The 24,113-nt window shown below is 64.0% G+C and carries 24 protein-coding genes; 8 read left to right on the top strand and 16 right to left on the bottom strand.

The window, feature by feature from the left end:
* Positions 1-71: 71 nt before the first annotated feature.
* A complete protein-coding gene (locus IVB41_RS16985) occupies positions 72-1,121 on the bottom strand; it encodes a hydroxyacid dehydrogenase (RefSeq protein WP_247359816.1) in 1,050 nt (349 codons plus the stop codon).
* Positions 1,122-1,388: 267 nt separating this feature from the next.
* On the opposite strand from IVB41_RS16985, the gene IVB41_RS16980 reads away from it, so the two are divergent.
* The 3 genes from IVB41_RS16980 (at position 1,389) to IVB41_RS16970 (ending at position 3,023) form a co-directional block, all read left to right on the top strand.
* Entirely contained in the window at positions 1,389-1,955 is a 567-nt protein-coding gene (locus tag IVB41_RS16980; protein WP_247359817.1) for a thiamine pyrophosphate-binding protein, read from the top strand.
* An 11-nt stretch (positions 1,956-1,966) separates the two neighbouring features.
* Positions 1,967-2,569, top strand: a complete 603-nt coding sequence (locus IVB41_RS16975) for a thiamine pyrophosphate-dependent enzyme (RefSeq protein WP_247288888.1) — start codon at positions 1,967-1,969, stop codon at positions 2,567-2,569.
* A 76-nt stretch (positions 2,570-2,645) separates the two neighbouring features.
* The gene (locus IVB41_RS16970; protein ID WP_247288887.1) at positions 2,646-3,023 is read left to right on the top strand and encodes a VanZ family protein; all 378 of its coding nucleotides are present in this window, start codon (positions 2,646-2,648) and stop codon (positions 3,021-3,023) included.
* Positions 3,024-3,065: 42 nt separating this feature from the next.
* Here the strand turns inward: IVB41_RS16970 and IVB41_RS16965 are convergent, their stop codons facing one another.
* From IVB41_RS16965 to IVB41_RS16915, 11 genes are all read right to left on the bottom strand, one after another.
* The gene (locus IVB41_RS16965; RefSeq protein ID WP_007593296.1) at positions 3,066-3,449 is read right to left on the bottom strand and encodes a DUF1236 domain-containing protein; all 384 of its coding nucleotides are present in this window, start codon (positions 3,447-3,449) and stop codon (positions 3,066-3,068) included.
* Between the two features lie 115 nt (positions 3,450-3,564).
* The gene (locus IVB41_RS16960) at positions 3,565-4,452 is read right to left on the bottom strand and encodes a 2-hydroxy-3-oxopropionate reductase (protein WP_247288886.1); all 888 of its coding nucleotides are present in this window, start codon (positions 4,450-4,452) and stop codon (positions 3,565-3,567) included.
* A gap of 12 nt (positions 4,453-4,464) precedes the next feature.
* Positions 4,465-5,250: a hydroxypyruvate isomerase gene (gene hyi / locus IVB41_RS16955; RefSeq protein ID WP_247359818.1), complete on the bottom strand. Its 786-nt coding sequence runs from the start codon at positions 5,248-5,250 to the stop codon at positions 4,465-4,467.
* A gap of 12 nt (positions 5,251-5,262) precedes the next feature.
* Positions 5,263-7,053, bottom strand: a complete 1,791-nt coding sequence (gcl, locus tag IVB41_RS16950; RefSeq protein WP_247288884.1) for a glyoxylate carboligase — start codon at positions 7,051-7,053, stop codon at positions 5,263-5,265.
* A gap of 153 nt (positions 7,054-7,206) precedes the next feature.
* On the bottom strand, positions 7,207-9,009 hold the full coding sequence (locus IVB41_RS16945) for an adenine deaminase (protein WP_247433021.1): 1,803 nt from the start codon (positions 9,007-9,009) through the stop codon (positions 7,207-7,209).
* A gap of 85 nt (positions 9,010-9,094) precedes the next feature.
* Positions 9,095-9,895 carry an NYN domain-containing protein gene (locus tag IVB41_RS16940; RefSeq protein WP_027569152.1) on the bottom strand — a complete coding sequence of 267 codons (801 nt, stop codon included), beginning with the start codon at positions 9,893-9,895 and terminating at the stop codon, positions 9,095-9,097.
* A gap of 52 nt (positions 9,896-9,947) precedes the next feature.
* Positions 9,948-11,447 carry a tripartite tricarboxylate transporter permease gene (locus tag IVB41_RS16935; protein ID WP_027569151.1) on the bottom strand — a complete coding sequence of 500 codons (1,500 nt, stop codon included), beginning with the start codon at positions 11,445-11,447 and terminating at the stop codon, positions 9,948-9,950.
* Complete coding sequence (locus tag IVB41_RS16930; RefSeq protein ID WP_027569150.1) at positions 11,447-11,932, bottom strand: tripartite tricarboxylate transporter TctB family protein; 486 nt, start codon at positions 11,930-11,932, stop codon at positions 11,447-11,449. The genes IVB41_RS16935 and IVB41_RS16930 overlap by 1 nt, the downstream gene beginning before the upstream one ends.
* A complete protein-coding gene (locus IVB41_RS16925) occupies positions 11,929-12,897 on the bottom strand; it encodes a tripartite tricarboxylate transporter substrate binding protein (protein ID WP_018458586.1) in 969 nt (322 codons plus the stop codon). Before IVB41_RS16925 ends, IVB41_RS16930 begins: the two co-directional genes overlap by 4 nt.
* Before the next feature lie 103 nt (positions 12,898-13,000).
* On the bottom strand, positions 13,001-13,843 hold the full coding sequence (locus IVB41_RS16920; RefSeq protein ID WP_027569149.1) for an IclR family transcriptional regulator: 843 nt from the start codon (positions 13,841-13,843) through the stop codon (positions 13,001-13,003).
* Positions 13,844-13,904: 61 nt separating this feature from the next.
* Entirely contained in the window at positions 13,905-16,034 is a 2,130-nt protein-coding gene (locus IVB41_RS16915; RefSeq protein WP_247288877.1) for an acetate--CoA ligase family protein, read from the bottom strand.
* A 350-nt stretch (positions 16,035-16,384) separates the two neighbouring features.
* Here IVB41_RS16915 and IVB41_RS16910 point away from each other — a divergent pair, with 350 nt between their 5' ends.
* The 4 genes from IVB41_RS16910 to IVB41_RS16895 all read left to right on the top strand — a co-directional run bounded on the left by IVB41_RS16910 (position 16,385) and on the right by IVB41_RS16895 (position 20,789).
* Positions 16,385-17,077, top strand: a complete 693-nt coding sequence (locus IVB41_RS16910; RefSeq protein WP_197031202.1) for a GntR family transcriptional regulator — start codon at positions 16,385-16,387, stop codon at positions 17,075-17,077.
* 79 nt (positions 17,078-17,156) lie between these two features.
* Entirely contained in the window at positions 17,157-18,890 is a 1,734-nt protein-coding gene (gene oxc / locus IVB41_RS16905; protein WP_247433018.1) for an oxalyl-CoA decarboxylase, read from the top strand.
* Positions 18,891-18,955: 65 nt separating this feature from the next.
* A complete protein-coding gene (gene frc / locus IVB41_RS16900; RefSeq protein ID WP_007608365.1) occupies positions 18,956-20,233 on the top strand; it encodes a formyl-CoA transferase in 1,278 nt (425 codons plus the stop codon).
* Between the two features lie 373 nt (positions 20,234-20,606).
* The gene (locus tag IVB41_RS16895) at positions 20,607-20,789 is read left to right on the top strand and encodes a hypothetical protein (RefSeq protein WP_007608360.1); all 183 of its coding nucleotides are present in this window, start codon (positions 20,607-20,609) and stop codon (positions 20,787-20,789) included.
* 66 nt (positions 20,790-20,855) lie between these two features.
* On the opposite strand, the gene IVB41_RS16890 is transcribed toward IVB41_RS16895, so the two are convergent.
* From IVB41_RS16890 to IVB41_RS16880, 3 genes are all read right to left on the bottom strand, one after another.
* Positions 20,856-21,080 (bottom strand): hypothetical protein, encoded by a 225-nt coding sequence (locus IVB41_RS16890; protein ID WP_027569146.1) that lies wholly within the window; start codon positions 21,078-21,080, stop codon positions 20,856-20,858.
* A gap of 54 nt (positions 21,081-21,134) precedes the next feature.
* Positions 21,135-21,377: a hypothetical protein gene (locus IVB41_RS16885; protein ID WP_007593322.1), complete on the bottom strand. Its 243-nt coding sequence runs from the start codon at positions 21,375-21,377 to the stop codon at positions 21,135-21,137.
* Between the two features lie 98 nt (positions 21,378-21,475).
* Entirely contained in the window at positions 21,476-21,685 is a 210-nt protein-coding gene (locus tag IVB41_RS16880) for a cold-shock protein (protein ID WP_007593324.1), read from the bottom strand.
* Positions 21,686-22,084: 399 nt separating this feature from the next.
* Between IVB41_RS16880 and IVB41_RS16875 the strand changes: the two genes are divergently transcribed.
* The gene (locus IVB41_RS16875) at positions 22,085-22,528 is read left to right on the top strand and encodes an SRPBCC family protein (protein WP_007593330.1); all 444 of its coding nucleotides are present in this window, start codon (positions 22,085-22,087) and stop codon (positions 22,526-22,528) included.
* 40 nt (positions 22,529-22,568) lie between these two features.
* Here IVB41_RS16875 and IVB41_RS16870 read toward each other — a convergent pair whose 3' ends face one another.
* Positions 22,569-23,900 (bottom strand): Hsp70 family protein, encoded by a 1,332-nt coding sequence (locus tag IVB41_RS16870; protein ID WP_247288867.1) that lies wholly within the window; start codon positions 23,898-23,900, stop codon positions 22,569-22,571.
* Positions 23,901-24,113: the final 213 nt, after the last annotated feature.

The raw sequence follows: 24,113 nt of genomic DNA, 5'->3' as shown, positions 1-24,113 counted from the left end.
TGGCGCGTCGTAGCGACCGGCAGATCGGGCAGCAGCAGCATCGCAAACCGGAAGGACAAAGCGACCTCCGACTACCCCGGCGTCACACCAAACGCCTGCTTGAATCGCTCCGCATAGCGTGGCCAGACCTCGGGATTGATGATGCGCGGCGGGCGCTTGCCGTCGAGCGTATGCAGCACCTGCTCGGCGGCGATCCGACCCATATTCTGCCGTGCCTCGACCGTGACGCCCGCGGTATGCGGGCTCGCCAGCACGTTGTCGAGCTGGAGCAGCGGATGCTCCGGCGGCGGCGGCTCCTTGGACCAGACGTCGAGACCGGCGCCCGCAATGCGCTTCTCGCGCAACGCCTGGAGCAGCGCATCTTCATCGTGGATGAAGCCGCGCGCCGTGGTGACGAAATAAGCATGCGGCTGCATCAGCGCGAACTCGCGCACGCTGATCATGTTGCGGCTGCCCTTGTTGAGCGGACAGGAGATCGAGACGAAATCGGCGCGGCGCAGCAGCTCGTCAAGCTCGACCTTCTCGCCGCCCCGCTCGGCCATTACCTCGGCCGTGAGGTAAGGATCATAGGCCAGCACCTTCATGCCGAGCAGGCCCTGGCACAACGCGGCGATGCGCCGGCCGACATTGCCGAGGCCGATGATGCCGACCGTTTTGTGCTCGACCTCGTTGCCGACGAGCTCGTTGCGGTTGACGTTGGCCTCCCTGCGAAGCTTGCGGTCGGACTGGATGATGCGCTTGGACAACGTCAGCATCATCGCCAGCGCGTGCTCGGCGACGGAATGGGCATTGCCGCCGGACTGGTTGACGACCAGCACGCCCGCATCGGTGCACGCCTCGACGTCGACAGGATCGAATCCCGCGCCGTTGCTGGAGACCAGCAGCAGGTTCGGCGCGCGCTTCAGGAAGGCAGCATCGACATGGAAGTGCGGGGCCAGTTCGTCGCGGGCGGCGCCGATCTGGTAGACATGAGCCGCTTCGATGATCGGCGCGAAAAAGTCCTCGGGGCTCTCGTTCTCGATGCGATCGAGCCGGACGTCGGGCCGCGCCTTCAGGATGTCGATGTAGATCGAGTTGGCCAAATATTTGACGTAGAAGACGCGCTTGCTGTTGACGGACATCAGGACCCTTCCGGCTCTCTCCAGGAGATCCGCAGGGCCAGCGCTTCGCGCGCTCCTGTCATGCGTTCCTCCGTTCTCTTGTTATTGCCGCTTATGACACGGCGGCACCGGCCGCGGCAGGTCGTCTGGCGCAGATCACGGTGCAGCCCGGGCATGTTGACAATCCCGCTGCCTGCGTCAAGTTCGGCAGACCGCCGCGACGGCCAAGACGATGGCCACGACAAAGGCAAAACACCAAGAAGCATGCGCGGCCGAAGGGAGAACGCAATGGCGATTGCGGAGCAACAGACCTCGTCCGAGGCGGCGCAGACCTCCAGCGACAAGAGCTGGCACGGCATCGTCCTGCAAACCCTGAAGCGGAACGAGATCAGCCTCGTCCCTTACGTGCCCGACCGCGTGCTGACGCCGCTGATCAAGAACCTGCACGCCGATCCGTTCTTCACCACCTTTGCCACCGCCCGCGAGGAGGAGGCCGTCGGCATCGTCTCGGGCGCCTGGATGGGCGGACGGCGCGGTGCGGTGCTGATGCAGACCTCGGGCTTTGCGACGCTCGCCAACGTGCTGGCCTCGCTCGCGGTGCCCTACCAGATTCCGCTGATCATGTTCGTGTCCGAACGCGGCACGCTCGGCGAATTCAACTACGGCCAGTCACTGGTCTGCCGCACCATGCGTCCGGTGCTGGATTCTCTGGCGCTGGAGCATCACACCATCACCCGGCTCGACGAGCTCGAATTCATTGCCGACCGCTCGATCAAGCAGGCCATGACGACGCAGGCGCCGGTCGCGCTGATCCTCAACCCGCTGCTCACGGGCGGCAAGGTGTTCGACAAGTGAGGCCGGCTCAAATGAATACAGACGCGCGCAACACCAAAGTGATGAACCGCTTCGACGTCACCTCGCGCCTGATCGCGAAACTCGAGCACGAGGAAGCCGTGATCGGCGGCATCGGCAACACCAATTTCGACCTCTGGGCCGCCGGCCACCGTCCGCAGAATTTCTACATGCTCGGCAGCATGGGGCTCGCCTTCCCGATCGCGCTGGGCGTGGCGCTGGCGCAGCCGGACCGGCGCGTCTTCGCGCTCGAAGGCGACGGCTCGCTGCTGATGCAGCTCGGCGCGCTCTCGACGATTGCGGCGTTGAAGCCGAAGAACCTCACCATGATCGTAATGGACAACGGCATCTATCAGATCACCGGCGCGCAGCCGACACCGGCCGCGAACGTGGCTGACATCGTCGCCATCGCGACCGGCTCCGGGCTTACCAACAGCGCCTGGGCCGCGGACGAGGAGGATTTCGAGCGTCTGGTCGAAGAAGCCATGTCGGCCGGCGAGCCGAGCCTGATCGCCGTTCGTATCGATGACAAGTCTGGCGTCGGCGCCACCCGACGCGACCCCGTACAAATCCGGGAACGCTTCATGCACGGCCTGGGCGTGCGTGAGCCGCTTTAACGTTTTGTCATTAACTACACGGCGATCTGATCCCGGCCCCTCGGCAGGCTGCTGCAATCCATGCTAAGCGGTGCGGATGTCCATTTTGGTTCGCTCCTCTGCCTGGCTGCTTGCCGCCGCCGTCGCCTTTGCAACCCTCGGCCCGCCCGGCCTGCGGCCCCATTCCGACCTTGGCCAGGACGGTGAACACGCCCTCGCCTTCGTCCTGGTGGGACTAGCCTTCGGCCTCGCCTATCCGCGCCGCCGCCTGTCGGCTACAGCCATCGCTGTGGTGCTGATCGGCCTGCTCGAACTGATGCAATTCTGGGCACCGGGACGACATGCGCGGCTGGAGGACTTTCTGGTCGATGCCGGCACCACCTGCATCGGCTTCGCCCTCGCGACCGTCGCCGATTGGGCCTTGACGCGGTTTCGCGCAAATTCGGCCCTGACGAGCCAAGGCCCCGCGGAGTGATGCTCCGCAGGGCCCGCCTTTCAAAGCTCACGCTCCGATCGATCAGTCGATGATCTTGACGACGCGGCGCGTGCGCGGCTCCACGATCACGCGGCGATCGTTCACGACCGCATAGCGATACTCGGTGTAGTTCGGCACGGGCCGCAGCACCACGGTCGGCGGCAGGGGCTCGCCGACCACGACGCGCTCGTGAACCACGACGGAATCATCACGCGGAATTCCGCCCAGGATCGCGTTCGGAATTTCAAGGCCGGCGCCCACGGCTGCACCGACGGTACCACCGACCATCGCACCGACCGGACCGCCGATGTCGCCGCCCGCGCGTGCGCCGTTCCTGGCGCCCTCTTCGGTCGTCGACTGAGCAAAGGCTGCACTCGACGCCAGCAGCGACGCGGCAGCCAACGAAATCGCAAGACGGGTTTTCATGTGCTTATGTCTCCAGTGATTGTTGTGCGCCTTCAACCGCGGGGCCGGATCATTGTTCCGGTTCCCTCGCCCGATCTAGGCAGAACCACAACGGAGACTGTTACCCGGTAACAGTTCAGGCCGCGGCGATCTCGTGCCCCGCCATCAGTTCCAGCGCGCGCACCATCGCCGAATGGTCCCAGCCCTTGCCGCCATGCGCGGCGCAGGACGAGAACAGTTGCTGCGCCACTGCGGTGCTCGGCAGCGACAGGCCGAGCGCGCGGGCGCCTTCAAGCGCGAGGTTAAGATCCTTCTGGTGCAGCTCGATGCGGAAGCCGGGATCGAAATTGCGCTTCACCATGCGCTCGCCATGCACTTCGAGAATCCGCGAAGACGCAAAGCCGCCCATCAGGGCCTGCCGCACCAGCGCCGGATCCGCACCGGCTTTCGACGCGAACAGCAGCGCTTCGCTGACCGCCTCGATCGTCAACGCGACGATGATCTGGTTGGCGACCTTCGTGGTCTGGCCGTCGCCATTGGCGCCGACCCGGGTGACGTTCTTTCCCATCCTGTCGAAGATCGGCTTCATGGTGTTGAAGGCGCGCTCGGGGCCACCGACCATGATGGTGAGGCTTGCCGCCTTGGCACCGACCTCCCCGCCTGACACCGGTGCGTCGAGATAGTCCGCGCCGAGCGCCTCGATCTTCTTCGCAAACTCCTTGGTCGCCAGCGGGGAGATCGAGCTCATGTCGACCACGATCTCGCCCTTGGAAATGCCGCCCGCGACGCCGTCCTTGCCAAACAGCACGGCCTCCACCTGCGGGGTATCCGGCACCATGATGATGACCGCATCCGCCTCCTCCGCAACCTCCTTGCTTGACTTGCAGACAACGCCGCCGGCGGCGATCAGCTCGGGTGCGACCGGCCCGACATCGTGCAGGAGAACGCGATGGCCTGCGGCCAGAAGATGACCGGCCATCGGCCGTCCCATGGTGCCAAGTCCGATAAAGCCGATGTCGATCATGTCAAAGTTTCCTCAGGTCTCGAAAGTCTGCGCCGCGTGCCAGGACAGGCCGTCCAGCGTCGTGGTGCGCGGCTTGTATTCGCAACCGATCCAGCCGCGATACCCGATCGCGTCGAGATGGCGGAACAGGAAGGGATAGTTGATCTCGCCCGTGCCGGGCTCGTGGCGGCCGGGATTATCGGCGAGCTGGATGTGCGCGATCTGCGGGAGATATTCCTGCATGGTACGGGCGAGATCGCCCTCCATGATCTGCATGTGGTAGATATCGTACTGGATGAACAGATTGTTCGAGCGCACCTCGGAGATCAGCTGCACGGCCTGCTCGGTGCCGTTCAGGAAGAAGCCGGGAATGTCGAGCGTGTTGATCGGCTCGACCAGAAGCTTGATGTTCTCCCGCGCCAGGGTCGACGCCGCAAAGCGCAGATTCCCGACCAGCGTTTCGTTGAGCTCACGCGGATCGGCATCGACAGGCGCGATGCCGACGAGGCAATTGAGCTGCTCGCAATCGAGCGCCTTGGCATAGTCGATGGCGCGAAACACGCCGTCCCTGAACTCGCTGACACGATCCGGCAGGATCGCGATGCCGCGCTCGCTCGCGGCCCAATTGCCGGCCGGCAGATTGTGCAGCACCTGCGTCAGCCCAAGGCTGTCGAGCTGCTCGCGCAACTGCGCCTTCTCGAAATCATAGGGGAAGAGGTACTCAATCCCGGAAAAGCCCGCCGCTTTGGCCGCGGCGAAACGGTCCATGAACGGCATCTCGTTGAAGAGCATGGTGAGGTTGGCGGCGAATTTCGGCATGATGCTGGTCCCCTATTCCGCCGGCTGCAGCACGCCCGGCCGCGCGGTCGCCACCTCGTCGAGCGGCAGGTCCAGCACCTCCTCGAACTCGACGACGTTGTCGATTTCCGTGCCCATCGCGATGTTGGTGACGCGCTCGAGAATGAACTCGACCATCACAGGCACGCGGTACTTCGCCATCCATTCGCGTGCGGTGGCGAACGCGGCCTGCGCGTCCTTGGGATCGGTGACGCGGATCGCCTTGCAGCCGAGCCCTTCGGCGACGGCGACGTGATCGACGCCGTAGCCGCCGAGCTCGGGCGCGTTGATGTTCTCAAAGGAGAGCTGGACGTGATAGTCCATGTCGAAGCCGCGCTGGGCCTGGCGGATCAGGCCGAGATAGGAATTGTTCACGACGACGTGGATGTAGGGCAGGTTGAACTGCGCCCCGACCGCGAGCTCCTCGATCAGGAACTGGAAGTCGTAGTCGCCCGAGAGCGCGACGATATCGCGATCCGGGCACGCCGCGCGCACGCCGAGCGCCGCAGGTAGGGTCCAGCCGAGCGGCCCCGCCTGCCCGGCATTGATCCAGTTGCGCGGCTTGTAGACACCCAGGAACTGCGCACCGGCGATTTGCGAAAGGCCGATCACGGTGACGTAGCAGGTGTCGCGGCCAAACGCCTTGGTCATCTCCTCGTAGACGCGCTGGGGCTTGATCGGGACGTTGTCGAAATGGCTCTTGCGCAACATCGTCTTCTTGCGGTCCCGGCAGGAAGCGGGCCACGCCTGGCGCTCGCGCAACCTGCCTGAGCGGCGCCACTCCCTGGCGACGGCGACGAACAGTTCGAGCGCCGCCTTCGCGTCCGAGACGATGCCGAGGTCGGGATTGAACACGCGCCCGATCTGGGTCGGCTCGATATCCACATGCACGAAGGTGCGACCCTTGGTGTAGGTCTCGACCGAGCCGGTGTGGCGGTTTGCCCAGCGGTTGCCGATGCCGAGCACGAAATCGGATTCGAGCATGGTGGCATTGCCGTAACGATGGCTGGTCTGAAGACCGACCATGCCGGCCATCAGCACGTGGTCGTCGGGGATGGCGCCCCAGCCCATCAGCGTCGGCACAACCGGCACGTTGGCGATCTCGGCGAATTCCACCAGCAAATCCGAGGCGTCGGCGTTGATGACACCGCCGCCCGCGACGATCAGCGGACGCTCGGCCGCATTGAGCATCTCCAGCGCCTTCTCGACCTGCTTGCGGGTCGCGCTGGGCTTGTAGACCGGCAGCGGCTCGTAGGTCTCGTCGTCGAACTCGATTTCGGCGAGCTGCACGTCGAGCGGCATGTCGATCAGGACCGGGCCGGGCCTTCCCGAGCGCATCACGTGAAACGCCTGGCTGAACACGCGGGGCACCAGCGCCGGCTCGCGCACCGTCACCGCCCATTTGGTCACGGGCTTTGCGATCGATTCGATATCGACGGCCTGGAAATCCTCCTTGTAGAGCCGCGCGCGCGGCGCCTGCCCGGTGATGCAGAGGATCGGGATGGAATCGGCGATCGCCGAATAGAGCCCGGTGATCATGTCGGTCCCGGCCGGCCCCGAGGTTCCGATGCAGACGCCGATATTGCCGGCCTTGGCCCGCGTATAGCCCTCGGCCATGTGCGAGGCGCCTTCGACATGCCGCGCCAAGATATGGCGGATTGAGCCGCGCTTCTTCAGCGCCGAGTAAAGCGGATTGATCGCCGCCCCGGGAACGCCAAAAGCAGTCGAGATACCTTCCTTCTCCAGAATTCGCACGGCAGCATCGATGGCTCGCATCTTCGCCATATCGGACCTCGCTTGAGTTGCATTGGCTCGAGCGAGATCATCAGGCCCGCGAGGGCTGCACTCAACGAGATCGATTTTATTTTCCACGATGCGGCAGCCGTGGAAAAATCGCGGCGGTCTCAATCGGTTAGATCGAGACTCGCGTGAAAGCGCTCACTCGAACAGCGGCGCTAGCTGCATCTGCGGCACCAGCACAAGGCCCTTGTCGGTGATACGAATTTCCGGAATAACCGACAGCGGAATCAGATTGAAGCCCATGTAGGGGATGGTGCAGCCGGCTTCCGCCCATTCCTTCTTCAGCACTTTGACCTCTTCCGCCACCTCCGTGACGCGTTTGTCGGACAAGAGCCCAGCGATCGGCAACGGCACCAGGGCCCTCACCTTTCCGTCAGCGACGAGGCAGACGGCGCCCTGTTGCTCCTTGATGGCGGCGACCGCGACCTGCATGTCGGCCTCGTTGGTGCCGGCAACGATGATGTTGTGGCTGTCGTGGCCGACGCTGGAGGCGACCGCGCCGCGCTTGAGGCCAAAGTCCTTCAAGAGGCCATAGGCGACATTGCCGGCCGATTTGCCGTGGCGCTCGACCACTGTGACAAAGCACAGGCCGTAGCGCGCAAACAGCGTCGGCCAGTCCTTTGCGGGCTCGATCGCGATCTTCTCATGGATCAGCGTGATGCCGGGCAACGCGGTCTTGATGGCGTTGACGGTGCAGGCCTTCACCGGCAGTTCCGGCGTCAGCTTCAGCTTCTCCGGCAGCTTCACAGTCGCGTAGGCCGCCTGCGGGTATTGATATCGCTGCGACAATGCCTGATCGAGCCGCGGCGTGATCTTGCGGTTCTCGACCACCAGCTCGCCGCCGTACCAGGTGCATTGCGGCTTCAGATTATCGTCCATCAGCACCAGATCGGCGCGGCGGCCGCCGCCGAGCCCGCCGATATCGCTGTCCATGTTGAAGCGCGTGGCGCCATGCAGCGATCCCATCGACCAGGCCTGCTCCGGCGACATTCCCGCCTTCACGGCTTCGCGCACCACCCAATCGAGCCCAAACAGCAGGAGATCGTCGGCGTCGCGATCGTCGGTGCATACTGCGGTGCGCTTATGCGAGGCCCCGAGCTCGGTGATGGTGCGGATCGCCTGCGGCAGCGAGTGCCAGGGTGTGGTCGGCGGTCCTCCGCGCAGGAACACCCAGACGCCGGCATCGAGCAAATCGTCGGCGATGTCGCGGTCGATCGCCTCGTGCGTATCGGTGACGCCGCTCGCCGCATAGGCCGCAACGAACTCGCGGCCATAAACATGACCGGATACCGGCCGCCCGCGCTTCAGGGCGGCGGCGAGGATGGCGTGGCTTCGCTCGTCCCCCATGGTGACAGGCACGAAATCCATCTTCTCGCCGAGCCCGACAGCCTCCGGCCAGCGGTCGAACAGACCGGCGATCTTATCGGGCGTCAGATCGCCACCCGCGGTCTCGAGTGCGGCCGAGGTGGCCGGCACCGTGCTTGGCACGGTCAAAAAGATCGACAACGGCGCCTCGCGCGCGTCCTCCAGCATCGCCTCGACGCCGGCGACGTCCATGACGTTGCCGATCTCGTGGCTGTCGCAGAAGATCGTAGTGGTGCCGTTGAGCAATGCGGCTTCGGCATAGGCGCAGGCCGTCACCATCGAGGATTCGATGTGGATGTGCGGATCAACCAGGCCCGGCGCGATAATGCCGCCAGCGGCATCGTAGGTTGTGACGCCGCTCCAGGCCTTCTTGGCCGTTCCAGCCGGCTTCACCGCCGCAATGCGGCCGCCGGTGGTCCAGACCTCACGTCCCTGATGGATGCGCTCCGAATAGGTCGAGAGCACCCGCGCGCCGGTGACGACGAGATCCGGCGCGACACGGGCCGAGGCCACATCGGCGAGACGCCGGGTCATCGAATGCAACGGTGCGACGGCGAAGCGGGTAAGTCTGGTCATCAGGACCCTCGCGTGGCGTTATGGCCCTGCGATGGTTACGCTCCGCGCCCGACCGGGCAAGCGCAAATATAACGGCACGCCCTGCTTACGCCTTAGGCGTCGAACCGCCTGCCGCCGCCGGCCTCGCGGGTCTGCGCGAGTTCCGCCTTCGCGGGGCCGGTGCGGCAGCGGGCTTGACCCGAATCCGCATCGACCTCCCGTTCTGCTCGTCGATCTCAAAGGAATTGGTCTTTCGCACGAGGTCGCTCAGTTTGCGGAAGCCGAACGTTCTAGGATCGAAATCGGACGCGAGATTGGCAAGTTGGCGACCGACTTCCCCGAGCGTCACCCAGCCGTCCTCGCTCTCCATCTGGGTGATGACCTTCTTGATGATGGGGGTTGCGGCATCGAGCGGCTGAAGCGACGTCGATCTCGAGGCGGGGTCCTGGGTGTTCGCCGGCGCGGGAAGCAGGTTCTCCGTGTAGACGAACCTTCGACAGGCCTGCCGGAAGCTCTCCGGCGTCTTCTGTTCGCCGAACCCAAAGACATCGATGCCCTGCTCCCGGATTCGGGCGGCGAGACGGGTAAAATCGCTGTCCGAGGACACCAGGCAAAAGCCGTCGAAACGGCCGCTGTGAAGCAGGTCCATCGCGTCGATGACCAAGGTGATGTCCGAGGCATTCTTGCCGGTCGTATAGGCAAACTGCTGCTGCGGGATGATGGCGTGCTTCGACAGGATGTCGGCCCAGCCCCTCGACCTGGCATTGGAGAAGTCGCCGTAGATGCGGCGAACGCTGGCCTCGCCGATCTTGGCAATCTCCCCGAAGAGTCCATCGGCGATCTTTGCCGAAGCATTGTCGGCATCAATCAGGACAGCGAGACGGGGCGAACGGAGCTCTGACGGCATGACTTTTCCCACGAGATGAACGTAGCATTAGAAGACGCTCGCGTCGGGATGGCTAGTCCTCGTTCGCTTTGAAGCGTCCCATCCCTTTCAGCACGAAGGGTGCCAGCAGCGCGATCAACGCCAGCGCAAGCAGCGTCGCCGAGATCGGGCTCTGGAGCAGCGTCATGGGATCGCCGAGGCTGATCGCGAGCGCGCGACGCAGCTGGCTCTCGGCGATCGGGCCGAGAATCAGGCCGACCACGACGGGCGCGATCGGAAAATCGAACCGCCGCATCAGAAAGCCGAGCACGCCGAAGCCGGCCAGCATCGACAGTTCGACCACGGACGGCTTTGCCGCGATGGTGCCCATGGTCGCGAACACGAGGATGCCGGCATAGAGCCACGGCTGCGGGATCGCCAGCAGCCGCACCCACAGGCCAACCAGCGGCAGATTGAGCACCAGCAGCATGCAATTGGCGATGAACAGGCTCGCGATCAGGCCCCACACGAGGTCGGGCCGCTCGGCGAACAGCAGCGGCCCCGGGTTGAGGCCGTATTGCTGGAAGCCCGCCAGCATCATCGCGGCCGTCGCCGAGGTCGGCAATCCCAGCGTCAGGAGCGGCACCAGCGTGCCCGCAGCCGAAGCGTTGTTGGCGGCCTCCGGTCCTGCGACGCCTTCGATCGCGCCCTTGCCGAATTCTTCGGGATGTTTGGTCAGCCGCTTCTCGCAGGAATAGGACAAAAAGGTCGGGATCTCCGCGCCGCCGGCGGGCAGCGCACCGATCGGGAAGCCGAACATGGTGCCGCGCAGCCACGGCTTCCACGATCGCTTCCAGTCTTCCTTGGTCATCCACAGCGAGCCGCGCACCGGCTCGAGCTTCTCCTCGGTGTGGTGACGGCGGGACGCGACGTAGAGCGCCTCGCCCACCGCGAACAGGCCGACCGCGAGCGTCGTCACCTCGACGCCGTCGAGCAGTTCGGGCACGCCGAACGCAAGCCGCGCCTGACCGGTCAGCTTGTCGATGCCGACGAGGCCCAACGTCAGACCAATGAACAGGCTGGTCAGGCCGCGGATCGGGGAATCGCCGAAGGTCGCCGACACCGTGACGAAGGCGACGCACATCAGCGCGAAATAATCCTCCGGGCCAAAGCGCACGGCGAAATCGACTAGCCACGGCGCGAGAAAGGCAAGCCCGATGGTGGCGATGGTGCCCGCGACGAAGGACCCGATCGCGGAGGTCGCGAGCGCCGGCCCGCCGCGGCCGGCCTTGGCCATCTTGTTGCCTTCGAGCGCCGTCGCCATCGAGGCGCTCTCGCCGGGCGTGTTGATCAAGATGGCCGTGGTCGATCCGCCATACATGCCGCCATAGTAGATGCCGGCGAACATGATCAGCGAACCGCCGGGATCGAGCTTGTACGTCACCGGCAGCAGCAGCGCGACCGTCAACGCCGGGCCGATGCCGGGCAGCACGCCCACGGCGGTGCCGAGGAACACGCCGATCAGGGCGTAGAGGAGATTCATCGGCTGGACGGCGACCGCCATGCCATGCGCCAGCGCGGCAAAAGTGTCCATCACAGCAGTCGCTCCAGGGGGCCGGCGGGAAGGCTCAACGTCAACAGCCGGTCGAACGCGAGGTAAATAAGGATCGACATCACCAGGGCGATGGCGGAATCGACCAGGACGGCGCGGCGCCCAAATGCTGCCGAGGTCGTGACGAACAGCGCCGACGTCGCCAGGATGAACCCGCCGCCGAAGCCAATGATGCCGATCAGCAGCGCAAGACCAGCGAGGATCAAGACCACAGGCACAGGATCGGCGCTCTCGCGCGCCGGCAAATGACCGCGCAGCGCGTCGATGAGATTGCCGATCGCGAGCAGCGCGAGGCCGGAGGCGATCACGACCGGCATGGCTTCCGGCCCCATCCCGTACATCGTGGTCGATTGCAGGCCGCGCGCGTCCCAGACCAGCACCGCGGCAAGACCTGCGAGCAACGCAGCAATGACGACGCCGGCGCGATCAACGCACCGCGGCGGCTGGACCGGATCGCCCGAGGTCATGACTTGACCAGGCCGACTGATCTCAGCACGTCGGTGACGCGCACGGTTTCCTTCTTCAGGAAGTCGGCGAAGGCGTCGCCGCCGAGATACGCATCCTCCCAGCCCTTCTGCTTGAGGATGTCCTTCCAGGCGTCCGACTTCACCATCTTCTCGACCGCGTCGCTCAGCGTCTTGCGCTGCTCCGGCGTGATTCCGGGAGGCGCGACCACCGAACGCCAGTTGGCGATCACGAGGTCGATGCCCTGCTCCTTGAAGGTCGGGATGTCGCTGCCTGGAATGCGCTTCTCCGAGGTCACGCCGATCGCGCGCAGCTTGCCGGACTTGATCTGCCCGTCATATTCACTGAGGCCGGAAATGCCGGCAGTGACCTTCGCGCCGAGAATGGCGGCGAGCGACTCGCCGCCGCCCGAGAACGGGATGTAGTTGATCTTCTTCGCGTCGGCGCCAACGGCGCCGGCGAACAATGCCGCCATCACATGATCGACGCCACCGGCCGAGCCGCCCGCGAAGGTCACCTTGGCGATGTCGGCCTTCACCGCTGCGGCCAGATCCTGCGCGGTCTTGATCGGTGAATTCGCCGGCACCACGATCACCTGGATTTCCTCGGTGAGGCGCGCGATCGGCGTCACCTGTTCGAGCGTGACGGGTGATTTGTTCATGGCGAGCGCGCCCACCATGACGAAGCCGTTGACCATCAGCTGGTTGCCGTCACCCTTGGCGCCGTTGACGAACTGCGCGATGCCGACGCTGCCGCCTGCGCCGGGAACGTTGGTGACCTGCACGCTGCGTGCGACGCCGGCAGCGACCAGCGCCTGCTGCATCGAGCGCGCGGTCTGGTCCCAGCCACCGCCCGGCGCCGCCGGTGCCATCAGCTTGAGCTCGAGCTGCTGGGCAAAGGCCGGCGTCGCTGCCGCAAGGGTCAGCGCGACGGCTGCGCCGACGAGGCGCGCGGGAAGTTGAAACATGGGACGTCTCCGGGCTCATGCGGACGTTTGCCGCATCGTGTCGTTTGGTCGCATATCAGCCAAAACAGCCGACACTGTCCAGTGACATACCCCGGGTTTCCGATTAGCGGGGTGTCGGAACTGCCCCGCCGAGCGCGGCCGTCAGTTCGGCAGCAACATCGCGGACGATCTGCCCGATTTCCGGTAACCGCTGATCGGTCAGCCGGCTCGTCATGCCGGAGACCGAAATCGCCGCGAGCGGCTCGGCGCAGTCGTTGTAGACCACCGCGGCAACGCAGCGCAGGCCCATGCAGGCTTCTTCATCATCCAGCGCGTAGCCTTGCTTTCGGATCTTTTCGAGCTCCTTGAACAGATCGCTCGGCCGCACGATGGATTTCTCGGTCAAGCGTGGCATGCCGTGATGGCGGATGACGGCACCGACGTCCTCGTCGGAATAGGTCGCGAGTACCGCCTTCCCGACGCCGGAGGTCACCATGGGGACGCGGCCGCCGACTTGGGTCAGCGAACGCATGATCTCGCGGCTCTCCATGCGGGTCAGCACGATGATGAACTCGTCGTCGACCATGGCAAGATTAGCGGTCTCGCGGGTAAGATCGCGCAGCTTGCGCAAATAGGGGATGGCCTGGGCGCTGAAATTGCGCCGCCGCGCAAAGCTCGCGCCGACCGTGAAGCTGCGCACGCCGACATGCCATTTGGATTCGGCGCGGTCGAACTGGACGAAGCGGCGGCTTTCCAGCGTGGCGAGCAAGCGGTGCACGGTCGAGGCGGAGAGCCCGGTGCGAACAGCGAGGTCGCTGAGGCGATAGCCCTCGTCGTCCTCGGACAATGTCTCGAGGATCGACAGCGCGCGGTCGACGGATTGCACCCCGCCGTCGCGCGCGTCGTGGTCGGCCTCCGATGGCGATCGGGGCTCGATCGATTTGCGCCGGATCACGTTCCTGCTCATCGCGACCTGACTGTTCTCGCCTCTTCCCGCACGCGAGGAGAGGCGAAGCGGCATCGTCGACTCAGAGCAGCCCTGCCCCGCGCGCCCATTTGTACTTGGCGCCGAGCACTTCCACCGGCAGCTCGGTCGAGTATGCATAGGCCGGGATGCCGTTCTGGTAGAGATATTCGGCGGCCTCCTCGACCTCGACGTCGCCGGCGAGCGAGGCGACGATCGGCTTCACGAAGCCCTTGGCCTCCATCTCCTTCTTCACCTCGACCATGTTGCGGGCGAACACCATCGGCGGCGTGACGATGGTGTGCCAGTAGCCGAGAATGAGCGAATGGATGCGCTCGTCCGTCAGGCCGAGCTTCACCGTATTGACGTAGGTGATCGGCGGCTCGCCACCGGTGATGTCCACGGGATTTCCGGCCGCGCCAAACGGCGGGATGAACTTGCGGAAGGCCGCATCCAGATCCGCCGGCATCGCCATCAGCGACAGGCCGTTGTCGACGCAGGAGTCCGACAGCAGCACGCCCGACCCGCCGGCGCCGGTGATGATCAGCACGTTCTCGCCCTTCGGCGTCGGCAGCACCGGCACGCCGCGCGCGAACTCGAGCAGTTGCCGCAAGCTACGGGCGCGGATCACGCCGGACTGCGCCAGGACATCCTCGTAGATCTTGTCGTTGCCGGCGAGCGCGCCGGTGTGCGACGAGGCCGCCTTCGCACCGGCGGAGGTGCGGCCGGCCTTGAGCACGATGACCGGTTTTTTCTTGGAGACGCGCTTTGCCGCTTCCGCAAAGGCGCGGCCGTCCTTGAGGTCTTCGCAGTGCTGCGCGATCAGGTTGGTGTTCGGGTCCTGCTCGAAGAAGGCGAGCAGATCGTCCTCGTCGATGTCGGACTTGTTGCCGAGGCCGACGATCGCCGACACGCCCATCTTGGCCGAACGGGAGAAGCCGATGATGGCCATGCCGATGCCGCCCGATTGCGAAGACAGTGCCGCATGGCCCTTGACGTCATAGGCGGTGCAGAAGGTCGCGCAGAGATTGGCAGGCGTATAATAGAAGCCGTAGATGTTCGGTCCCATCAGGCGGATGTCGTACTTCTTGCCGACTTCGACGATCTCGGCCTGGAGTTCCGGCGCCCCGGCTTCCGCGAAGCCCGACGGGATCAGAACCGCGCCGGGAATTTTCTTCTCGCCGCATTCGGTGAGCGCCGCGGCCACGAACTTCGCGGGAATTGCGAACACCGCGGTGTCGATCACACCGGGCACGTCCTTGACGCTCTTGTAGGCTTTGTAGCCGAGGATCTCGGCGGCCTTGGGATGGATCGGGTAGATGTCACCCTTGTAGCCGCCGTTGATGAGGTTTTTCATCACGGAATTGCCGATCTTGCCGTCTTCGGCCGAAGCGCCGACCACGGCAACCGCCTTCGGCTGCATGATGCGGCTCATCGCCGCGACGATCTCTTCGGTCGGGCGCGGCTTCGGCTTGGGCACGTAAGCGAAGTCGACGACGATGCGGACGTCGGCCGCGATCGCGTCCTTGGCCGTCGCGAACACCGGGTTGAGATCGAGCTCGACGATCTCGGGGAAATCGGTGACGAGCTGCGAGACCTTGACGATGACATCGGCGAGCGCGGTGCGGTTCACCGGCTCACCGCCGCGAACGCCCTTCAAAATTTCGTGCGCCTGGATGCCGTCGAGCATCGACAGCGCATCTTGCTTGGTCGCGGGCGCGAGGCGGAAGGTGATGTCCTTCAGGACTTCGACCAGCACGCCGCCGAGACCGAAGGCAACCAGCTTGCCGAACGAGGCGTCGGTGATCGACCCGACGATCACTTCGGTGCCGCCGGCCAGCATCTGCTGCACCTGGACACCCTCGATCTTGGCATCAGACTTGTACTTCCTGGCGTTGCCGAGAATGGTCTCGTAGGCCTTCTCGGCGTCCTCGGCCGACTTGAGGCCAACGATGACGCCGCCGGCTTCGGTCTTGTGGAGAATGTCCGGCGAGACGATCTTCATCACCACCGGGAAACCCATCGAGGCGGCCATCTTGCCGGCCTCGCCGGCCGACTTCGCCACCCCCTCCTTCGGCACCGCAATGCCATAGGCGTCGCAGACCAGCTTACCTTCCGGCGCAGTCAGGCTGGTGCGCTTGTCCGCCTTGACCTGGTCAAGCACCTTGCGGACGGCATCTTTGGAATTGGACATGTGGCTTCTCCCTTGACCTTGGTTCTTGCGTTCTCAAAGCGCGCGCGTGTTGCGGCTGCCCGTGATGCTTTTCCATTCGCCGCGCTCCGTTCCATGTCGCGGAACGGAGTGGCATAAAGCCGAGATTACTCCGCCGGCTTGGATCAAAAATGGCTGGCGATGGCATTTGGTATGCCAGAAGCCAACTTGTCAAGCTGCAGCGCACCTTAGAACGCTGCAAAAAATAGGCAGCTTGACATTCTGGTATTTGGTATGCCAAAAACTTTCCCGTTAATAATCCTGTAAAAGACGACTCCCACTGGAGGAGATTCGTCGTGTCACTGCGGAAACCAACCAAGGCGTTGCCGAACATGGCCGAGGCAGATATCGCAATCGTTCGTATTGCCCCGGAGTCGAGCTTCAAGAACAAGGCGTATGACGCCTTGAAGGAAGCCATCCTCAAGATGGACATCTACTCGACGCCCGAGCCGGTGATGCTCGACGAGCGCGCGTTGTCCGAACGCCTGGGCGTGAGCCGCACGCCGATCCGCGAAGCCATCGCGATGCTCGAGCAGGACGGCTTCGTGAAGACGGTTCCGCGCCGCGGCATCATGGTGGTGCGAAGGACCAAGAGCGAGATCGTCGACATGATCCGCGCCTGGGCGGCGCTGGAGAGCATGGCGGCCCGTCTCATCACCGCCACGGCGCGCAAGAAAGACATCACGGCGCTGCGCGACTACTTCAAGGATTTTGGCAAAGACCGCCTCCCCGAGGATCATGTCGAGGAATATTCGCGCGCCAATATCGCCTTCCACCAGGCGCTGATCTCGCTGTCGGAATCACCCGTGCTGGTCGATCTCACCAACGACCTCCTGCTGCACGTGCGTGGCTATCGGCAATTGACCATCGGACGCAAGGACCGCACCGCGACGTCGTTACCCGAGCATCTCGGCATGATCGAAGCCCTGGAGGCGCGCGATACCGAACTCGCCGAGAAGCGCGCCCGCGATCACACCCTTGGCCTTGCCGCTTACGTCGAAGCGCATGGTCAGGAACTCTTCTAGCCAGCAACGTTCACCAGAAGGGCGAGGCATCGCCCCCAAAAGCCTGAAACGGCATCTTGAGACCAGGGAGACAAGGCCCATGCTGAATACCGCGACCAAGTCCGAAGCACCGGGCACCGAGCAGGAATTGACGGATGGTTTTCATCTCGTCATCGACGCGCTCAAGCTGAACGGCATCAACACCATCTACAATGTGCCGGGCATCCCGATCACGGATTTGGGTCGCATGGCCCAGGCGGCCGGTATTCGCATGATTTCGTTCCGCCACGAGCAGAACGCCGGTTATGCCGCGGGCATCGCCGGCTACCTCACCAAGAAGCCCGGCATCTGCCTGACCGTTTCCGCGCCCGGCTTCCTCAACGGTCTCACCGCACTCGCGCACGCCACCACCAACTGCTACCCGATGATCCTGATCTCGGGCTCCTCCGAGCGCGAGATCGTCGACCTCCAGCAGGGCGACTACGAAGAGATGGACCAGCTCGCCATCGCCAAGCCGCTGTGCAAGGCAGCCTATCGCGTGCTGCACGCCCAAGACATCGGCATCGGGCTTGCCCGTGCCATCCGTGCCGCCGTCTCCGGCCGTCCCGGCGGCGTCTATCTCGACCTTCCGGCAAAACTGTTCGGTCAGGTAATGAACGCCGATGCCGGCCGAAAGTCGCTGGTCAAGGTGATCGACGCGGCTCCCGCGCAGATCCCCTCGCCCGCTTCGATCAAGCGCGCGCTTGATGTTTTGAAGAGCGCAAAACGTCCGCTCATCGTCCTCGGCAAGGGCGCGGCCTACGCGCAGGCCGATGAGGAGATCAAAACCTTCGTCGAGAAGAGCGGCATCCCCTTCCTGCCGATGAGCATGGCCAAGGGCCTCCTCTCCGATACGCATCCGCAGTGCGCAGGCGCCGCCCGCTCGACGGTGCTGAAAGAATCCGACGTCGTGCTGCTGATCGGCGCCCGGCTGAACTGGCTGCTCTCGCACGGCAAAGGCAAGAACTGGGGCGAAGCGCCCAAGAAGTTCATCCAGGTCGACATCGAGCCCAGGGAAATGGACTCCAACGTCGAGATCGTCGCGCCCGTCGTCGGCGACATCGACTCGGTCGTCTCCGCCTTCAATCAGGCGATGGCTTCGGGCTGGACCGCCCCGCCGGCCGAATGGACCAAGGCGATTTCGACCAAGCGCGAAGAGAACGTCGCCAAGATGGCGCCGAAGCTCATGAACAACAAATCGCCGATGGACTATCACGGCGCGCTCGGCGTGCTGAAGAACGTCATCAAGGATCATCCCGAGGCGATCCTCGTCAACGAGGGCGCCAACACGCTCGACCTCGCCCGCGGCGTCATCGACATGTACAAGCCGCGCAAGCGTCTCGACGTCGGCACCTGGGGCGTGATGGGTATTGGCATGGGTCAGGCGATCGCGGCGGCTCTCGAGACCGGCCATCCCGTGCTCGCGGTCGAAGGCGACTCGGCCTTCGGCTTCTCCGGCATGGAGGTCGAGACCATCTGCCGCTACAATTTGCCGATCTGCGTCGTCATCTTCAACAATGACGGCATCTATCGCGGTACCGACGTCAACAGCGTCAACGCCGATCCGGCGACGACTGTGTTCGTCAAGGGCGCCCGCTACGACAAGATGATGGAAGCCTTCGGCGGCATCGGCGTGAACGCGACCTCGCCGGACGAGCTCAAGCGCGCCGTCAACGAAGCCATGGCCTCGGGCAAGCCGACGCTCATCAACGCCGTGATCGATCCAGCCGCCGGTTCCGAAAGCGGTCGCATCGGCAACCTCAATCCGCAGAGCGTTCTGCAGAAGAAGAAGTAAGCACTCCCCTTCAACCCATAAGGTCCCTGCGGGTGCAGGGGTAGATCAGAGTACGGAGCAACACGATGACAAAAGCGCTCGAGGGCGTTCGCATTCTCGACTTCACCCACGTCCAGTCCGGGCCGACCTGCACGCAGTTGCTCGCATGGTTCGGCGCCGACGTGATCAAGGTGGAACGTCCAGGTGTCGGTGACATCACCCGCGGCCAGCTGCAGGACATCCCGAACGTGGACAGCCTGTATTTCACCATGCTCAACCACAACAAGCGCTCGATCACGCTCGACACCAAGAACCCCAAGGGCAAGGAAGTCCTCACCGAGCTGATCAAGAAGTGCGACGTGCTGGTCGAGAACTTCGGTCCCGGCGTGCTCGACCGCATGGGCTTCCCCTGGGAGAAGATCCAGGCGATCAACCCGAAGATGATCGTCGCCTCGATCAAGGGCTTCGGTCCCGGACCGTACGAAGACTGCAAGGTCTATGAGAATGTCGCACAGTGCACCGGCGGCGCCGCCTCCACCACCGGCTTCCGCGACGGCCTGCCGCTGGTCACCGGCGCGCAGATCGGCGACAGCGGCACCGGTCTGCATCTGGCGCTCGGCATCGTCACCGCACTCTATCAGCGCACCCATTCCGGCAAGGGCCAGAAGGTGACGGCCGCGATGCAGGACGGCGTGCTCAACCTCGCGCGCGTCAAGCTGCGCGACCAGCAGCGCCTCGCCCATGGTCCACTCAAGGAATACAGCCAGTTCGGCGAAGGCATTCCGTTCGGTGATGCCGTGCCGCGTGCGGGCAACGATTCCGGCGGCGGCCAGCCCGGCCGCATCCTGAAGTGCAAGGGGTGGGAGACCGATCCCAACGCCTACATCTACTTCATCACCCAGGCCCCGGTCTGGGAGAAGATCTGCGACGTGATCGGTGAGCCCTCCTGGAAGACCGATCCGAACTACGCCAAGCCGGCCGTCCGCCTGCCGCGCCTCAACGAAATCTTCGGCCGCATCGAACAGTGGACGATGACGAAGACGAAGTTCGAGGCGATGGAAATCCTCAACAAGGACGACATCCCCTGCGGCCCGATCCTGTCGATGAAGGAGATCGCCGAAGACCAGTCGCTGCGCGCGACCGGCACCGTGGTCGAGGTCGACCACCCCACCCGCGGCAAGTACATCTCGGTCGGCAACCCGATCAAGCTGTCGGACTCCCCGAGCGAGGTGGAGCGCTCCCCGCTGCTCGGCGAGCACACCGACGAGATCCTGCGCACCGTGCTTGGCTTCTCGGACCATCAGGTCGCCGATATCCACAAGTCCGGCGCGCTCGATCCGCCGCAAAAGCAGGCCGCGGAGTAAGCGGGCTTATCTCACGACGCGAAAGGCCGCCGGCTTCGGCGGCCTTTTTGTTGGCGCGCAAAGGCTGCATCGCACGATCGGCGCGCTTGCCGCGCCGCCAAGGCTGGATTAAAGATTGTTTCGCGAGGAACAGATGCGGTGGCCGGCCGTTACTCCTCGACCGGCGTGCTCCCGGAAATGCGAGCATGCCCGGAAAAGCCAGCATGCGATCTCCACGGCGAGTGCAGCACGCCTCGCAAAGACCCTGCCCCACGCTGAAGAACTGGTCGCCTCCGCTTCCGAGGATGGCAAGTCGGCCTTTCAGTTCGGGCACAGGTGGCGTCGCGTCCGGCACTCGCCAGGACCACGCTCGTTGATCAAATTGAGGGCTTAAATGTCGAAAGATCAATCCTCTGATCGCGCCAAGCGTGAAGCCAACAAGGCGTTCAAGCCTGCGACAACGCAGAAGCCGATCAATGACTATGCGAAGGACCAGAACTCCTTCAACGAGAATCGCGAACGGCTGAAAGCGGAGCGATTGGCCCGGGAGGCGAAGCCGGGAAGCGGCTCCGAATAAGAGCGTCGGTCCCAGACTCCGATCGCGGATTGCGCTGAAGGCGCGGCACTGAAATCTGCGCCTGCCCTACAGCATCGATAGCACGACGATTCCGTCTTCGACTGCACCAGAAGCGAGCCGCGCCCGCGCCATGCGCTCGAACTCGGTCCGGTTCTTGCGAAGATAACTGAAAGCCTGCTTCTGCGTCAGGAAGGTCGTCGCAAGACGGCACATCTGTCGTCCCGCGCCAAGCGCGAGAAAGAAGGTGATGGTGCCTCCGCCATCCGACTTGATTCTAGGCACGACCCGCACTCTTTGGCATGTGATCGGCCCTCTCCGAGGTGTCGTCGGCGCAATGGAAGCCAGCTATGGCGTCACCTTCTTCTTGCGCTTCGTCGGGGTGGCGGCGGGCAATGATGCCTGAAGGGCGGCGTCTGCCGCTTCCTTGGCTTCGCGCAGTTCTCGAAGCCGCGCCATGTTCTTGCGAACATCGACGGCTTGCTTTCCAACATCCACCATCGCCCGAGCGCCTTCCTCTGCGGCCAACCGCTGACGGTTAGTACGCGCGATGCTTTCGGGTGACGGTTCGGCCGGTCTCTTGGCGCTCATTATTCACCCTGCTCTGCAACGGACAAAAACCCGCTCAATCCTGGGATCGAGCGGGTGGCATGGCCGTTTCAGCACATCCGTGAAACGGCACCAAGGCTTTAGGCCAGCGAGAGATTCTCGGCGCTGACCTTGCCCCGCATCTTGTCGGTCTTGAGCTCGAAGTTGACCTTTTGGCCTTCAGCGAGACCTGCAAGACCAGCCCGCTCGACCGCGCTAATGTGAACGAACACATCGTTGCCGCCGTCGTTCGGCTGAATGAATCCAAAGCCCTTCTGGCCGTTAAACCACTTCACAGTACCTGTCGTCATTTTCTTCTCCAAAGCGCATACGCGCAGGTTCCGCGTGCTCGTCACGCAGAACAAATTCTATTCGTCGATGTCTATGGAAAAGGAGCCCGCGGGCGCATTCAACAAGGCACAGCGGCTGAACGAACAGCCTCAACGTATACCACATCCTCGCTATTTGCAAGGCTTGGCCGAATTTAACGGCCCGGGAGCCCGGCGGTAGGTACAAGGACGTGCGCTATTCGGCGCTCATCGTTCGCCCCCGGGCGAGCTGCTCTGGGAGGGCTGCCGAGCGCAACATGCGTGGATCCATCAAAAAATTAGAGATGCCCCGTCGGATCGGCGGTACCTCGTCCGTCATCTGGACATGAACGGGCAATAGACGCTGACGTCGAGCCCGGCGCTTCACGAGGAAGACTGATCATGCCCAGCACTGTCCGCCTGCACCGCGTTTTGACGACCAGCCCGGAGAAAGTCTATCGCGCCTTCCTGGAGGCGGATGCGCTGGCGAAATGGCTTCCGCCGAACGGCTTCACCTGCACCGTCCATCATTTCGAGCCGAAGGTCGGGGGCACGTTCAAGATGTCGTTCCGCAACTTCACGACGGGCAACAGCCACGCCTTCGGCGGCGAATATCTCGAGCTCGTCCCCGGCGAACGTCTCCGCTACACCGACAGGTTCGACGATCCCAATCTGCCGGGCGAGATCCAGGTCACCGTGATCCTGAAGAAAGTATCCGTCGGCACTGAGCTGGATATCACGCAGGCCGGCATCCCCGACGTCATCCCGCCGGAGGCATGTTATCTCGGCTGGCAGGAATCGCTGCGCAATCTGGCGAAGCTCGTCGAGCCTGAGATCAAGCAGTAGCGACCGGACGGGACTTAGGGGCGGCCGCGCGTACCGCAGGCTACGCGCCCGCCCTCGACTGGAGGCCGCCACTTGCGGTCCAGCGGTCGGGATCCGGGCTATGTCCGATCAAAGCAAGGCCGTAGGCGATCGACTCGAACTGGTCGCCCGACATCAGCCGTTCGTTGCCGAACCGCTCGGCGAACAGTCTTCGAACGGCTGGCACGAAGGACGTGCCGCCGGTCAAAAACACCTTCTCGATCTCGCGCGCGGTAATGCCGGCTTCGCCAAGCACCTTGTCGACGGTAGCCCCGAGCCTCGCGATATCGTCGGCAATCCAGGCTTCGAAATTCTTCCGCGTGATGGTCGAGCCGATGTCGACGCCACCGCCTTTGAAGCGGAACTCTACCTGGTCCTGCGCCGACAGTGCGACCTTGGCGTCGGACACCGCGCGGTACAGCGCAAAGCCGAGGTCGAGATCGACGATGGTGATGAAATCCTCGAGCAGAGCCGGCTTCACCGCGGTGCGCGCAAGCTCCCGGAGTTCGCGCAGGTCGCCGTTGCTCTTCATCATCGCGAGCTGATGCCAGCGCGCGAGATTGGTGTAGTGGCCGGTGGGGATCGGTAGCACCTTGTCGAACGAGCGGAAGCTCGAGCCCTTGCCCAGCCGCGGCGAGACGACGTGATCGACGATGCGGTAATCGAAGGTGTCGCCCGCAATCCCGATGCCGGCATGGCCGAGCGGCTCGGCGCGCAAGGCCCCGCCGGCACGCGAGAACCGCATCACCGAGAAATCGCTGGTGCCGCCGCCGAAATCCGCGACCAGCACGGTCGCATCGCGCTCCAGCCGGCGGGCGAAGGAGAACGCGGCTCCGACAGGCTCGTAGACGTAGCGGGCGTGGCCGGCCCCAAGGCGCTCGAACGCGGCCCGGTAACGTTGCATCGCCAGCGCCTCGTCGGGATTGCCGCCGGCGAAGCGGACGGGGCGACCGACCGTGATGGTGGACGTCTCGAAGCCGAATTTATCGCCGCCATGACGCGCCAGCGTCCGCAGGAACGCCGCCAAAATATCCTCGAACTTGTAGCGCTGCCGGAACACCTGGGTGGTGTTGAAGCTGGAGCTCGCGGCGAAGGTCTTGAACGACTGGAGGAAGCGGTAGACATGTCGTCCTTCGAGGAACTGCTCGATCGCCCACGGGCCGCCTTCGGCCTGGGCGCCGGCGCCCGGCCGGTCCTCCCAGAAGCACAGCGCCGACACGAAGACGCTGTGGCGCTGTCCGCCATGGTCGAAGCGGATGGCCTCGACCCGGCGGTCGTCCGCCGCAAGGGCCACGACCGTGTTGCTGGTCCCAAAATCGATGCCGATCGAGACGGCGGGCGAGGCGCTCGACATGAACCACTCTGACAGATGATTGGAAGGGGGCAGACCACTAACGGCTTCGTGTACCGCTGCCAAGGCTCCGTTTTTGGACATCGACGGTCAAATGGTTCAGTTTCGGCCGGTCTTGGGCATATCCCGCTCAAACCGGCCCATTTAACGGATTGTTATGCTGCAATGCGAAGAGCTAAATGCTGCTATGCAATGGCATGCATAGACATTGGCATC

The organism is Bradyrhizobium sp. 44 (assembly GCF_023073095.1).
In the GTDB taxonomy this organism is placed as follows: domain Bacteria; phylum Pseudomonadota; class Alphaproteobacteria; order Rhizobiales; family Xanthobacteraceae; genus Bradyrhizobium.
Note: the sequence above shows the minus strand (reverse complement) of the source record. Positions and strands in the feature narration are given on the sequence as shown.

What these genes read in the sequence shown, in the direction of transcription:
- IVB41_RS16985 (WP_247359816.1), bottom strand. Translation starts at nt 1,121, where the DNA reads ATGTCCGTCAACAGCAAGCGCGTCTTCTACGTCAAATATTTGGCCAAC.
- IVB41_RS16980 (WP_247359817.1), top strand. Translation starts at nt 1,389, where the DNA reads ATGGCGATTGCGGAGCAACAGACCTCGTCCGAGGCGGCGCAGACCTCC.
- IVB41_RS16975 (WP_247288888.1), top strand. Translation starts at nt 1,967, where the DNA reads ATGAATACAGACGCGCGCAACACCAAAGTGATGAACCGCTTCGACGTC.
- IVB41_RS16970 (WP_247288887.1), top strand. Translation starts at nt 2,646, where the DNA reads ATGTCCATTTTGGTTCGCTCCTCTGCCTGGCTGCTTGCCGCCGCCGTC.
- IVB41_RS16965 (WP_007593296.1), bottom strand. Translation starts at nt 3,449, where the DNA reads ATGAAAACCCGTCTTGCGATTTCGTTGGCTGCCGCGTCGCTGCTGGCG.
- IVB41_RS16960 (WP_247288886.1), bottom strand. Translation starts at nt 4,452, where the DNA reads ATGATCGACATCGGCTTTATCGGACTTGGCACCATGGGACGGCCGATG.
- hyi (WP_247359818.1), bottom strand. Translation starts at nt 5,250, where the DNA reads ATGCCGAAATTCGCCGCCAACCTCACCATGCTCTTCAACGAGATGCCG.
- gcl (WP_247288884.1), bottom strand. Translation starts at nt 7,053, where the DNA reads ATGGCGAAGATGCGAGCCATCGATGCTGCCGTGCGAATTCTGGAGAAG.
- IVB41_RS16945 (WP_247433021.1), bottom strand. Translation starts at nt 9,009, where the DNA reads ATGACCAGACTTACCCGCTTCGCCGTCGCACCGTTGCATTCGATGACC.
- IVB41_RS16940 (WP_027569152.1), bottom strand. Translation starts at nt 9,895, where the DNA reads ATGCCGTCAGAGCTCCGTTCGCCCCGTCTCGCTGTCCTGATTGATGCC.
- IVB41_RS16935 (WP_027569151.1), bottom strand. Translation starts at nt 11,447, where the DNA reads ATGGACACTTTTGCCGCGCTGGCGCATGGCATGGCGGTCGCCGTCCAG.
- IVB41_RS16930 (WP_027569150.1), bottom strand. Translation starts at nt 11,932, where the DNA reads ATGACCTCGGGCGATCCGGTCCAGCCGCCGCGGTGCGTTGATCGCGCC.
- IVB41_RS16925 (WP_018458586.1), bottom strand. Translation starts at nt 12,897, where the DNA reads ATGTTTCAACTTCCCGCGCGCCTCGTCGGCGCAGCCGTCGCGCTGACC.
- IVB41_RS16920 (WP_027569149.1), bottom strand. Translation starts at nt 13,843, where the DNA reads ATGAGCAGGAACGTGATCCGGCGCAAATCGATCGAGCCCCGATCGCCA.
- IVB41_RS16915 (WP_247288877.1), bottom strand. Translation starts at nt 16,034, where the DNA reads ATGTCCAATTCCAAAGATGCCGTCCGCAAGGTGCTTGACCAGGTCAAG.
- IVB41_RS16910 (WP_197031202.1), top strand. Translation starts at nt 16,385, where the DNA reads ATGGCCGAGGCAGATATCGCAATCGTTCGTATTGCCCCGGAGTCGAGC.
- oxc (WP_247433018.1), top strand. Translation starts at nt 17,157, where the DNA reads ATGCTGAATACCGCGACCAAGTCCGAAGCACCGGGCACCGAGCAGGAA.
- frc (WP_007608365.1), top strand. Translation starts at nt 18,956, where the DNA reads ATGACAAAAGCGCTCGAGGGCGTTCGCATTCTCGACTTCACCCACGTC.
- IVB41_RS16895 (WP_007608360.1), top strand. Translation starts at nt 20,607, where the DNA reads ATGTCGAAAGATCAATCCTCTGATCGCGCCAAGCGTGAAGCCAACAAG.
- IVB41_RS16885 (WP_007593322.1), bottom strand. Translation starts at nt 21,377, where the DNA reads ATGAGCGCCAAGAGACCGGCCGAACCGTCACCCGAAAGCATCGCGCGT.
- IVB41_RS16880 (WP_007593324.1), bottom strand. Translation starts at nt 21,685, where the DNA reads ATGACGACAGGTACTGTGAAGTGGTTTAACGGCCAGAAGGGCTTTGGA.
- IVB41_RS16875 (WP_007593330.1), top strand. Translation starts at nt 22,085, where the DNA reads ATGCCCAGCACTGTCCGCCTGCACCGCGTTTTGACGACCAGCCCGGAG.
- IVB41_RS16870 (WP_247288867.1), bottom strand. Translation starts at nt 23,900, where the DNA reads ATGTCGAGCGCCTCGCCCGCCGTCTCGATCGGCATCGATTTTGGGACC.